The organism is Actinomadura rudentiformis (genome assembly GCF_008923185.1).
In the GTDB taxonomy this organism is placed as follows: domain Bacteria; phylum Actinomycetota; class Actinomycetes; order Streptosporangiales; family Streptosporangiaceae; genus Spirillospora; species Spirillospora rudentiformis.
This window is the reverse complement of record NZ_WBMT01000002.1, coordinates 275,096-287,535: the sequence shown is the minus strand read 5'-3', so window position 1 is coordinate 287,535 and position 12,440 is coordinate 275,096. Positions and strand designations below refer to the sequence as shown.

The 12,440-nt window shown below is 68.2% G+C and carries 8 protein-coding genes; 3 read left to right on the top strand and 5 right to left on the bottom strand.

Annotated features, from left to right (window positions below):
• Positions 1–31: 31 nt before the first annotated feature.
• Entirely contained in the window at positions 32–2,269 is a 2,238-nt protein-coding gene (locus F8566_RS04805; protein ID WP_151558409.1) for a bifunctional glycosyltransferase/CDP-glycerol:glycerophosphate glycerophosphotransferase, read from the bottom strand.
• Between the two features lie 557 nt (positions 2,270–2,826).
• Between F8566_RS04805 and F8566_RS04800 the strand changes: the two genes are divergently transcribed.
• Entirely contained in the window at positions 2,827–4,248 is a 1,422-nt protein-coding gene (locus tag F8566_RS04800; protein ID WP_151558407.1) for a hypothetical protein, read from the top strand.
• A 247-nt stretch (positions 4,249–4,495) separates the two neighbouring features.
• Here the strand turns inward: F8566_RS04800 and F8566_RS04795 are convergent, their stop codons facing one another.
• From F8566_RS04795 to F8566_RS04780, 4 genes are all read right to left on the bottom strand, one after another.
• Positions 4,496–5,491 carry a CDP-alcohol phosphatidyltransferase family protein gene (locus F8566_RS04795; protein ID WP_151558405.1) on the bottom strand — a complete coding sequence of 332 codons (996 nt, stop codon included), beginning with the start codon at positions 5,489–5,491 and terminating at the stop codon, positions 4,496–4,498.
• 159 nt (positions 5,492–5,650) lie between these two features.
• The gene (locus F8566_RS04790) at positions 5,651–6,943 is read right to left on the bottom strand and encodes a lipopolysaccharide biosynthesis protein (RefSeq protein ID WP_151558403.1); all 1,293 of its coding nucleotides are present in this window, start codon (positions 6,941–6,943) and stop codon (positions 5,651–5,653) included.
• Positions 6,940–7,344 carry a DUF2304 domain-containing protein gene (locus tag F8566_RS04785; RefSeq protein ID WP_151558401.1) on the bottom strand — a complete coding sequence of 135 codons (405 nt, stop codon included), beginning with the start codon at positions 7,342–7,344 and terminating at the stop codon, positions 6,940–6,942. Before F8566_RS04785 ends, F8566_RS04790 begins: the two co-directional genes overlap by 4 nt.
• Positions 7,341–8,144 carry a glycosyltransferase family 2 protein gene (locus F8566_RS04780; RefSeq protein ID WP_225992883.1) on the bottom strand — a complete coding sequence of 268 codons (804 nt, stop codon included), beginning with the start codon at positions 8,142–8,144 and terminating at the stop codon, positions 7,341–7,343. Before F8566_RS04780 ends, F8566_RS04785 begins: the two co-directional genes overlap by 4 nt.
• A gap of 595 nt (positions 8,145–8,739) precedes the next feature.
• Here F8566_RS04780 and F8566_RS04775 point away from each other — a divergent pair.
• A complete protein-coding gene (locus tag F8566_RS04775; RefSeq protein ID WP_151558397.1) occupies positions 8,740–10,338 on the top strand; it encodes a DUF6020 family protein in 1,599 nt (532 codons plus the stop codon).
• A gap of 159 nt (positions 10,339–10,497) precedes the next feature.
• Positions 10,498–12,408 (top strand): glycosyltransferase family 2 protein, encoded by a 1,911-nt coding sequence (locus tag F8566_RS04770; RefSeq protein WP_151558395.1) that lies wholly within the window; start codon positions 10,498–10,500, stop codon positions 12,406–12,408.
• The last annotated feature ends 32 nt before the right edge of the window (positions 12,409–12,440 follow it).

The window sequence follows — 12,440 nt, the reverse complement described above, 5'->3', positions numbered from 1 at the left end:
GGAGACTCCTTGCGGCGGAAGCGCGGCGTTGTTACGGCTGGGGCGGATTCGGGACGTTCTCACCTAGAAAGACGCGCCGGACCGCGCGTTCGGATGCCCGGCCGTCCTCCCAAGGGCAGAAACGTTCCCGGAACGCGCCTCGCGAGCGGGCCGCGGCCTCGCCCCAGGGGGCGCCGGACCGGATGCTCTTCAGCAGGTCCTCTTCGGTGTAGGCCACCACACCGGGCGGGAACTCGGTGAGGTCGAAGTTGACGCCGCGGGTGAGTTTGTAGGTCTCCCAGTCATTGGCGAAGATCACGATCGGCCGGTCCGGCAGCACCGCGTAGTCGAACATGATCGACGAGTAGTCCGTGAGCAGCGCGTCGGAGGCGATGCACAGGTCCTCGACCGACGGGTGACCGGAGACGTCGATGACGCGCTCACGGTCCCACATCTCGGCCTCGGGCTTGTAGAAGTAGTGCGCCCGCAGAAGCAGGACGTACTCCTCGCCCAGCTCCTGGGCGAAGCGCCTGATGTCGAACATCGGCGCGAAGTCACGCCGGTAGTCGCGGTGCGTCGGCGTGTAGAGGATGGCCTTCTTGCCCTCGGGGATGCCGAGCTCGGCTCGCAGCCGGTCGCGCTCCTGGTCCGTCGCGCGGACCAACCGGTCGTTGCGCGGGTAGCCGATCTCCAGCATCTCGTAGTCGCAGGGGAAGCTGCGCTCCCAGGCCTCGGTGGTCAGCGGGTTGGCCGACAGGTGGAAGTCCCAGCGGTCGGCCCGCCTGATCAGGGCGTCGAAGTCCATCGTCCCGCCGCCCGCGGGGTACTGCAGCTGGTCGAGGCCCATGCGCTTGAGCGGCGTGCCGTGCTCGGTCATGACATGGATCTGGCCGCGCCGCTTGACCAGGGCGTTCGAGAAGTTGACGTTGTTGACGAAGTACTTCGCGCGGGCGATGAGGCGCCAGTAGTCCTTCGAGTTGTGCACGACGTAGGGCACGCCCTTGGGCATGTCGCCGACGTTCTCCGGCTTGACGACCCACACACCCTTGATGTGCGGCGCGAGCTCCTTGGCCTTCTCGTAGATCGCGGCGGGGTTGCACGCGTAGCCGCGGTGCCAGTAGGCCGCGTACACCGCGAGGTTCTCGTCGATCGGGCGGCGCAGCTGCGTCTGGTAGTAGACCTGCATGCCGCGCCGCTTGGAGTTGTTGGCGAACGCCTTGACCTTGCGCTTGGCCTTGCCCGCCGCCTTGCGGGCGCGGATCTTCTTGTGCAGGCGTTCGAAGCCCTTGTAGTCGTTCTTGACGATCAGCCGGTACTTCTTGGCGAGCAGCTCGTCGTCCGGCATGACGTGGTCGGACGGCCGGTAGCGGCGGTAGACCTCGGACATGCCGGCGAAGAAGCGTGCCCGGTCGGCCTCCGGCACCCGGTCGTCCGCCTCGATGATCACCAGCAGGTGCCAGATCGTGCGGTCGAACATCCGGGCGCGGAACTGGTCGGCCTCGGGACCCATCTGGTCCATGAACGCGAACACGCGGTCGTACTGGGCGAACGCGTCGAAATGCTTCTGGCTGCGCGTCTTGGTGATCGCACCGCGGCGGCGCTGCCGGTAGATGTAGCAGACCTGGTCGAGCAGGGAGATCCGCTCGGCGACCATGAGAATCGGGTAGGTGAGGTTGAAGTCCTCGTAGTGGCCGCGGCTGAACCGCAGCCCGAGCCCGAGCAGGAACTCGCGGCGGATGGCGCGGTTCCAGGCGGTCATCATGAGGCGCAGGACGCTCGGGCGCTCCGCGCAGGTGAAGACGTCCGGCGCCGGGGGCACCCGGAACAGGTCGTTGATGACGCTGCGCTTGACCTTGCCGTGCCAGTACTCGCGCGCGTAGTCGAAGAGCAGCACGTCCGGCCGGGTCTGCGCCAGCCGCTCGACGATCGCCTGCACCGCCCCCTCGGTGGCGTAGTCGTCGCTGTCGAAGAACCAGACGTAGTCGCCGGTCGCCATGTCGAGGCCGATGTTGCGCGCCTCGCCCAGTCCCACGTTCTCGGTGAGATGGCGTACCCGCACCCGCGGGTCACGTGCGGCGATCTCATCGAGGATCTCCCCGCACCGGTCCGGCGAGGCGTCGTTCACGGCGATCACTTCGAGGTTCGGCAGATCGCAGGCAAGGATCGACTCAAGGCACTGTCGGATATATCCCTGGACGCGATGCGCCGGGACGATGACGCTCAGTGACGGGGTCGTGGTGCTGGCGGACCGCCAGTCGGCGGGCGGCGAGGGGTTCGGGTTGTCGGCCATGGCTCCGGGAACAGGTCGGGACTCAGGGGGGTCGCTGCTGTAAGGATCGACTGTAACGGCACATTTGGGGTGATGGAGGCCATCTGCCGGATGGCGATGCTTTACCTGTTGTTTCCCGTGGGGAGCCACTGAACCGAAGTGGCCGGACGAGTGGCCGGCAGCCGTCCTCGGTGGCCTGCTGCGCGGCGGCGTCACGGACAATGTGATCAGAATGCGACTCGGGGGAAAGGTCGAAGCGAAGGTCCGGCGGGTGAGGTTGCGGTAAACCCTTGTCGTGCACGGAGCGTCCTGATGTGCGGCGACTTTGGTGACGTGGTCATGTTGCCAGGTGTGGTTGCGCCCGACGGGGTGAATGCGTCAACCCCGTTCGTGGCCGCCTTGGAAATTTCGGAGACGGTTTGAGTGACAGTGCCACCACGGTGGGTGCTGATGGCGGGCGGCTTCTCCCGGTCGCACGTGTTCTCGCGACGGTCACACGTGGAGGGGGCCGATTCCTCCTGGCCCACGGCCTTTTCCTGATCGTGCTCGGCGGGTCCGTCGCGGTGCGGTGGATCGTGATGATCGGTTATCCGTCGCCCCTGTGGTTCGGTGATTCGACGACGTATCTGCAGGGTGCGCTGTCGTTCGAGCCTTCGCGGCTCCGGCCGAGCGGTTATTCGGTCTTCCTGTGGCTGCTCAAGCCGTTCGAGAGCTTCACCGTGACGTTGAGCGTCCAGCACGCGATCGGTGTGCTGACGGGCGTCCTGGTCTACCTGCTGGTCTGGCGCGGGCTGAGGGCGGGCTGGCCACGGTGGTGGAGCTGGGTCCCCGGGGTCATCGCCACGGCGCTCACGGTCCCGGTGCTGTACGACGCGTACCAGATCGAGCTCGAGCACATGCTGATGTCGGATGGGCTCTTCACGTTCCTGCTCCTGGCGGCCGTCACCGTGGTGCTGTGGCGTCGCCGTATGAGCTGGTGGATGGGCGCGCTCGCGGGTGTGCTGATGGCGTTCGCCACCCTGGTGCGGTCGACCGGGCTGCCGCTCCTGCTCGTCGTGCTGCTGTGCATGCTGATCCGGCGGGTCGGATGGCGTGCCATCGCGGCCGCCATGGTCGGCGCGGCCATTCCCATCCTGATCTACATGTCGTGGTTCGACTCGGTGCACGGCAGGTTCGCCCTCACCAACACCGACAAGGTCTGGTTGTACGGGAGGACCGTCGACTTCGCCGACTGCTCGATCATCAAACCCCGGCCCGAGGTCGCCCCGTTCTGCCGCGACGGGCTGCCCCGCAATCCGGAAGTGGCCCCGGCCCTGGGCGCGTTGTGGGGCGGGAATTCCGGCTTCAGCACGCTGCCCGATGGCCTGTACGACCCGCAGGCCAACAAGCTGGCCGGCGAGTTCGCCATGGCGGCGATCACCAAGCAGCCGGGGGACTACCTCAAGGTGATCTGGCGCGACACCGTCCGCTGCTTCGAGTGGGAGCGCGCCAACTACCCGTCACGGGGGATCGTCGACCTGTACGAGTTCCCGGTCGGCGCCTCCCTCTCGAACTGGCAGGCACTCCACGCCTACCCGTACGGCGGATCGACCGCCGACGCCCGGGTCGTCGAGCCGCAGGCCGCCTGGGTCCGCGACTACCAGGACCGGTACTTCGTTCGCGGCCCATATCTGGGCGCCTTCATGGCCGTAGGGCTGCTGGGAGTGCTGCTCCGAATCCGCCGGCTCGGCGGCGAAGTGCTGCTGCCGCTCGGCACAGGTCTGGCCCTTCTGGTGATCCCAGCCGCCACCGCCGACTTCGACTACCGCTACATCCTCCCCGCGCTCCCCTTCGCGGTCATGGCAGCCGGCCTCACTCTGGCCCGCACCCCCAAACCGACCATCGCACCACCCGAACCCGTCTCCTTGGTCAAGGCCACAACCCCCAAGCCGAAACCGAACCCGAACCAAGAACAGCCGCTCAAGATCCTGAGCCGGAGGCCGAGCCCGAGCCGGAGGTAGAACCCGAGCCCGAGGCCGCGCCCGAACCGGAGGACGAGGCTGAGCCGGAGGACGAGGGTGAGCCCGAGGCTGAGCCGGAGGTCGAGTCTGAGCCTGAGGCCGAGCCGGACGCCGCGCCTGAGACCGAGTCTGAGCCTGAGCCGGGAGCTGAGCGTGCGCCTGTTGCCGGTAAGCCTCGGGTGCGGGCTAAGAACGCCGGAGCGCCCCGGCGCTGAGGCTCGAGGCGCTCCGGCGGAGCAGGGGGTTCTCAGACGCTGTCGGCGGCGGTCAGCTGCTGCTGGGCGACCTCGGCGCGCAGGTCGGCGACCTTGCGTTCGAGCTTGATCAGACTGCGGCCGTAGTCGCGGCTGGACAGCCAGAACTTGTAGATGATGAACAGCTCGAAGGCCATCATGCCGGCACCGGCCAGCGCGGCGACCGGGATGATGGCGCCGGCCACGGCGGCGGCGGCCAGCGGGGCGACGATGAAAACGCCCATCTGGAACTCGATGCCGCTGACCAGGTGCGGGCGGATGCGTCCGCGGGTGAGGACGTTGCGGATGCGGATGTACCACGGGAACTTCTGGTAGAAGCCCTCCTGGAGGATCGCCGCCGGGGTCGGCTGGTCGCCGATGACCTGGTCTTCCATGTCGGCTTCGGGATCGGGGCGCAGGATGCGGTCGACCGGGTCGATGGCGGTCGCCTCTTCGCCGTTGGCGCGCCTGTGCGCCAGTTCGAGCAGCTCCGCCTCCTCCTGGAGCTTGCGGAGCTGGGCGCGCATCTGGGAGCGCACCTTGTAGATCTCCAGCGCGTCCATGTAGCGCAGCATGTCGAGGAAGACCACAGCGACGGCGGCCCAGATGTAGGCGACGTTGCCGGTGGCCGCGTACTGCCCGCCCATCAGCGCGATCGCGCAGATGAGCACGCGCACGCGGTCGAAGATGTAGTCGAGCCAGGCGCCGAAGACCGAGCCGGTGCCCTTCAACCGGGCGATCTTGCCGTCCATGCAGTCGAGTGTGAACGACAGGTGGTAGAGCAGCGCCCCCAGCAGCAGGTACTGCCAGGACGCCGCCGCGAAGCTCGCGGCAGCGCCCAGGCCGAGGATCAGCGAGCCGACCGTCAGCTGGTTGGGAGTGACGTTGGTGCGGTTGGCGGTGAAGCGGACCAGCCGCGCCGCGAGCGGGTCCACCAGCAAGACCGTCCACCATGCGTCACGCGCTTTGTACGTTCGCTCGCGAACGTCATCGAGCGTGAAATTCGACATGGTGAGAGGTCCTTTCATTGACGGTTGACGAGGTTCCCCGCGCCGGACGCGTGAAATCCCAAGATGATCTCTTCATGGTATCGGCGCGATCAGAAGCGGAAGGATATTACCGGGCGAAGGAAAGACGTTAATCGGATGTGACCTGCTCGTTGCACACCGTCACGATGCCGTCCGGGTGGGCGAGGCGAGCAGCCGGGCGCCCATCAGGACGGCCGCCACGACGCAGGACAGGACGAGAGCCAGCTCGACCCTGTGCAGCGCCGACAGGGGGACCAGGCAGGCGAGCACGAAGGTGGCCAGGGCCACCGCCCAGCCGAGGCCGTTGTCGCGGTGGCGTTCGAGGGCGACCAGCCCGGACTGGAAGACGAGGGCGATCATGTAGATGCCGGTCGCGGCGGCCAGGACGACGATGTCGAAACGGCCGAGGGCGAACTCGTCGCCGAACGCCAGCCGGAGCACCTGTGGCCCCACCGCGGCGGCTCCGGCCACGCCCACCGCGGCGACCGCGCCGGTGGCCGCCAGCACGCGTCGCAGCTCGCGCCGGAACCGCGCCCTGTCCTCGGCCGCGAGGGCGCGGGCCAGCCCTGGCAGCAGCACCGCCTGAACGGCTTGGAAGAGGAACAACGGGACCCTGGCGATCACGAAGGCGGCGAGGAACTGCCCGGCCGCGTCGCTCTCCGGGGCCAGCAGGGCCACCGCGACCATGGCGGCGTTGGCGACGCCCTGGGCGCACACGGCGGCGAGGAGCAGCCAGCCGAGGTTGGCGGAGATCTCGGCCCAGGGTGACGGCGGTCCCGGCTGTATCGCCCGCGTGGCACCGGGCGCGGTGGCCACGACCGAGATCAGCGGTGCCGCGGCCAGCAACCAGGCGTAGGGCCCGGCGACGTCCAGGCCGATCACGAAGAGCGCGACGCAGCCGACGATCCGCACGCCGCCCTCGATGCCGAGCTGCGCCGAGTACCAGCCGAAGCGTCCCGAGCCGGAGAACATCCCGCGGGTGAGGTATTGCGCCGCCATCGCGGCCACCGCCACGGCCAGCGCGAACAGCAGGGTCCACTGGCCGTCGAAGAGCCGGTCGACCAGAGCCGGGGACAGCACCGCCCCGACCGCCAGCAGGATCACGAGGGTGATGGTCGCCGCCTGCACGGTCCGTATGATCACCGGCCCCCCGCCGCGGCCCAGCTCCGTACGGCCGGCGAGGGCACGGCCCAGTTCCTGCTCGAACGGGAGGAACGCACCGATTCCGAACGTGTAGACCAGCGTCCACAACGTCGAGACGGAGGCGAACTCGCGGGGCCCGACCGCTCGCGCCGACAGGACGAGGTAGACGGTGGCCGACAGGCCGAGGAGCACGAGGCCGATCCCGACGGTCAGCGTCCCCGAGGCCACCGAACCCGAAGGGCGCGGAGACGCCGGAACGCCGTCGGCCGTCGCGGATCCCTGCGGTCTCACGAGACGTCGCCGGAAGTGCCGTCATGCGCGGGCTCGTGCTCCGCCGCGCCGGACTTCTCGACGTGTTCGACCTGTTCGATGCGCAGTCGTTGGAGGCCGAGTTCTTCGGCGAGGGTGCGGACCTTGTCCTCCAGGCGGCTCACTTCGGAGCTGAGTTGCACGTTCATGGCGAGTAGGAGCAGGCTCGCGCCGAAGAACAGCAGGTTCGCGGGGACCTCGACCCCGGTGAGGTCGGCGGCCCAGGTGAGGATGCCGGGGAATGCCGCGATGAGCACGATGAAGACGGCCAGGACGACCCAGGTGATCGCGTACTTCTCGCGCATGCGGCGCCGGCGCAACATCTCGAAGATGACGAGGAGGGCGATCGCGGCGCCGATGAGCCCCAGATGGTAGGCCTTCATGCCGCGGATGACCTCGGCGTCCAGCGGCGCACCAGCGCCAGGCCCAGCGCGACGATCGCGCGGACCAGGTAGATCGTGGCCCGGATCGGGGACTGGCTGGCCTGCCCGGCGGCCCGCGGCCGCATCGCCACCGGGATCTGCTTGACCCGGCAACCGGACCGCAGGGCGATCACCATGGACTCGACCGTGTCACCCAGGTACTCGGCGGGGTAGTGCTCCGCGAACACCTCGATGGCGCGTGGCCCGGCGGCCCGGAAGCCGCTGGTGGTGTCGGTGAGGCGGGTACCGGAGAGCCGGGAGAGCACGGTGGCCAGCAGTCCCATCGCCCACCGGCGCGGTCCGCGTCCGGCCAGGTACTCGCCCTCGCCGGCGAACCGGGCACCGATCACCAGGTCCGCGCTGTCGAGCGACTCCACCAGCCGGGGGAGGTAGAACGCGTCGTGCTGCCCGTCGGCGTCCACCTGGACCACGGCCTGGTAGCCGAGGCGCTGCGCGTGCCGGTAGCCGGCGCGCATGGCACCGCCGACACCCAGGTTGAACGGCAGCCGGACGACCGGGACCCCGAGCGCCTCGGCCTCGGCGGCGGTGCCGTCGGTCGAGCCGTCGTCGATGACGAGGATGTCGACCTCCGGGCAGCTGGCGAGCAGATCCTTGATCACTCCGCCGATGGCCAGTTCCTCGTTGAGCGCGGGAATCACGACGAGTGTCGACGCGAGTTGTCCCGCGCCGTGTTCCGGGCGCAGAGCTACCTCGGTGATGACGGCCCCCTCGTGTTTCTGGCCGGCACGTTGACCACGCACCCTCCGGCCTTTCGTCCAAGTGATGTTGTGCGGTTCAGCAGATGATGATGTGTGGTCCAGGGCAGCCGGTCCCCTGGCGCCGGCGGGCGACCACGGACCGACCTCGGCTGGACGTCGATCTCTCATCGAGAGAGACGTCTTGACCCTGGGATCAGTTGTCTGAAATTTACACGGACGTTCCCAGTGATACACCCTTGATCTACCATGCCCACCTTGTGCTGTTTCGGGGTAACGGTCGGTAGGGGCGGAGACCCGCACCGCACGTGCTCCAGTGCCCACGCCGGACCGTGTGACACCTTGCGGGCGGTGAGCCGGATTCCCGATGTCGATCACAGGGGCGCGGACACTGATGCGAGTGATACCTACCTGCGATCGCATGTCAATGCCGCTGGCCGTGCGCAAAGAATGATTGCCGAAAGAATGCGGCGATGTGAAACTGTGCGCTGCCATGGTCGCGGCGATCGGCAACAAGCCCCGGCCGGTACGATCGGGTGGCGGGTCGGCCTCGCCGGTCCCGGGGCCTGGCATCCAGGAGTCCCTCATCTGTGCGGCTCAGAAGTCGCGGCTCGAAGACATCCAAGGATGGGCTGAGGTTGTGATCACCACTGTTTCAAGGCCGCTTCGGCGTGTGCCGGTGCGGCTGCGCCTGCCGGTGTTCGTCTTTGTGGTCTGCCAGTTCGTGCTGCTGCTCTGGTGGGCGGCGTACTACCCCGGCGCGATGAGCTATGACTCCATCTCTTACGTGTGGCACGTCACGACCGACCACTGGATGGCCAATCATTCGGTCCCCTACGACGGACTGGTCTGGCTGTCTCTCCAGCTGACCGGAGACGTGGCTCTGCTGACTTTTCTGCAGACCGTGTTCTGGGCGGCGACTTTGGCCTATACGGCCGATGTGCTGCACGAGTTGGGGGTGCGTGCGCGGTGGGCGGCACTGGCCGCCGTCGTGTCCGTCGCGCTGCCGGCACTGGGACAGTTTCCGTCCTTTCTGTGGAAGGACGTCCCTTTCACCATTTCCGCGCTGTTCATCTTCGCCGTGACCGGCCGCCTGGTGGCGCGCCGCCGGGCCGGGGAGAAGGCGTCCTGGACGCTCATCGGCCTGCTGGCCCTTGGGCTCGCCGGTCTGGTCCTCTTCCGTAACAACGGCTTTCTCACCGTCATGGTCGCGGCCCCGATCCTCATCGTGGCGCTGTCGGGTATCCGCTGGAAAGTGGCCGCGACCTGCGTCGGCGTCGTCGGGATCTCGGTGGCGCTCACCGCCGGGCTCTATCCCGCGCTGGACATCGAAGGCCCGCAGCCCAGCCTGACCTACGCGACGGCCTATGCGGACGTGGCGGTCGCTTATCACGAACGCCCTGAGGATTTCACGAAGGGCGACAAGGCGTTGATGCAGCGGGTGGCTCCGCTCTCGCATTGGGACACCGCCGGTTCGAGCTGTTACAACGCCGACTGGCTGACCAACCGGCCGGGATTCAGCAAGACGAAGGCCGATCCGCTCAGCGATCAGCTGCTGGCGCTCTGGAAGAAGACCATCAGACGCTCTCCGGACCTGGTGGCCGGGGCGCGGTTCTGCCGCGGTTCGGTCGCATGGGCGATCTGGCCCGGACCCAAGTCGCTTGACGGCCGGACGGCGATCGCGGGCGGCACGACCACCCCCGACCGGTTCACCTGGTCCCTGCCCGGCGGGCGGATGGCGGACAGCCGCTACCTTCCCGTCCTCAAGACCAGGCCGCTCGCGGGACCGGTGCGCGGCGGAGCCGAGTTCGCCCGGCGCCTCAGCCGTGCGCCCCAGTTCGAATGGCTGCTCTGGCGAGGTGCATTCTGGTCGTACGTGGGGTATGCGGCCATCGGGCTCTTCGCCTGGCGTCGCCGTGTCCCGGGCGCGTGGGCCCTGGCGGCGATGATCGCGGGAGTCCAGCTGGCCGTCCTGGCGGCCAACCCCGCGCAGCTGTTCCGCTATGTGGCCGCACCGATGCTGGTCGGTTTGATGGCGGCGCCGTTGCTCACCGTGGCGCTCGGCCGCGCGCGGCGCGCGGAGGTACCCAGTCCGGCCGCGGAGGCCCCGGGTCCGGTCGCGGAAGTGCCGAGTCCGGCGGCCGAAGTGCCGAGTCCGGCCGCGGAAGTCCAGGAAGCCCGAAATGAAGATGGCCAGGAAGGGACAGGTTCGCGTCTGCCAGAACGCTCACACAGGTGAAAAGACGCCCTATCATTCCAATATCCAGACCTTTTGTGGAACCGTTTGCCTCGCATCTGTTCGGACGTTCGCCGGCGAGGGTCGGTTGATGCTGAGTCTGTTGATGCACGGCACGGATGCCATCATCAGGCCGGCACGTCCGGGTGAAGTGGAGACAGGATGATCGCGCCCAGGGTCAGTGTCGTCGTGCCCGTGCACAACTGCGTGGCGACGGTGGGACGTGCCGTACGGTCGGTGCTCGACCAGACGCTTCCCGCGGAGGAAATCGAGATCATCGCCATCGACGACGGGTCCACCGACGGAAGTGGCGAGGAACTGGATCGCCTGGCCGCTGAGCATGCCGGACTGCAGGTGATTCATCAGGCTGCTTCGGGCGGCCCGGGCCGCCCGCGCAATGTCGGGCTCGACCGGGCCACCGGTGAATACGTCTTCTTCCTTGACGCGGATGACCATCTTGGCCCGGAAGCACTGGAACGGATGGTCGCCGCCGCGGATGAACACGGCACCGATGTGGTCGTTCCGAAGTACGTCGGCATCGGCCGCAAGGTGAATGCCCAGCTGTTTCGAGAAACGGTCCCCTTTACCACAATTTACAATGATTTGCCCAACCTCTATGGCAGCCTCACGGTCCTCAAGCTCTACCGGCGCCGGCTGCTCGAGGAAGGCAAGATCAGGTTCCCTGAGGGCGTGCTGTCCGGTGAAGACCAGATCTTCGCGGTCCGCGGATACTTCGAGGCGACCGGCGTGACCGTGCTGGCCGACTACGACTACTACTACTGGGTCGAGCGCCAGGACGGCACGAGCGCCCTCCAGAAGGGCGGGGCTCCAGCCGCCACGTACTTCCCGCAGATCGCCGAGCTCCTCGCCTACGTGACCGCGCACACGGAGCCGGGCGCGGTGCGCAACCGCCTGCTGTGCCGGCACTTCGCCATCGAGGTGTTCTCCCGGTTCGACCCGAGATATGCGCGCTTCGACCAGGCCGAGCGCGAGGAGACCAAGGCGGCGGCCCGTGAGCTCGTACGCACCTATGGCAATCCGGAGGTGATGGCCGAGCTGTCGCCCTACATGAGGCTTCTCGATCATCTGCTGCGGAACGGCCCGGAGAGCCTCATCGACGAGGCGGCCCGCGTCCATGCCACCGAGCCTCCGCCCATCGTGGTGGACGGCGAGCACGCCTACGTGGCCTATCCCGGCTTCCGTGACGAACGGGTCCAGATCCCGGACGCGGTGTTCGAGGTCACGGAGCTGCACCAGCGCGTCGAGCTCGTCGCGGTGGAGTGGAGGGAGCACCGGCTCGCGGTCCGCGTCGCGGCGCGGATCGAGCGTGTGGACCCGAAGGCTCAGCATGCCGAGCTGGTCGTCCGCCGGCGAGGGGAACGTGGAGAGCACCGCCTGCAGCTCGAACCCGACGAAGGCGGCGAGCTGATCGCGGAGATCGACTTCGGCGACGCCCGCTTCACCGGCGGCCGCTGGGACATGAGCGCGACCATCCGAGTGGGTGGGATCGTCCGCAACGGGGCCCTGGTGCCCGCCAAGGGCGTCAAGGTGACTCCTCCAGAGCCACGCATGGTCGCCGTGGAGGAGGGCACGCCCTGTGTGACGCCGTACCTGACCAAGGCGAGCGGTGCCCTCGCCCTGCACGTGGGGTCGGGACGGGTGGTCCAGATCGACCGCGCCGCCGTGGAGGGCCGGACCCTCCGGCTGGAGGGCCGCGTGGCGGCCGCGGTCGCCGTTCCGGTCACCTTGCGCACCGTCCTGAAGCACCGGAGCTCGGGGCAGACACGCTCAGCGGGACTGGAGGTCTCGCGCGACGTTGACACGCTCGCCTTCACCGGCATGATCGGCCTGCGCGGCCTCGCGCCGGGCAAGTGGGACGTCTGGTGCGAGGTGAGTGACGGTGTCGACGGTCTGCTCCGCGCTGGGCTGTCCCCGACGGCGGACCTGCCGGACGATCGGCCCGACGGCAGGCTCGGTCAGCGGGCCCAGGCGTTCCGGACGGTCAAGGACAACCTGTCCGTCGAGATCAGAGCCGGTCTGCTCAGGCGTGTCCGCCGGCTGGTCCAAGCCTGAGCCTGCCTCCGGACTCCCGCCCCGGGCTCCCG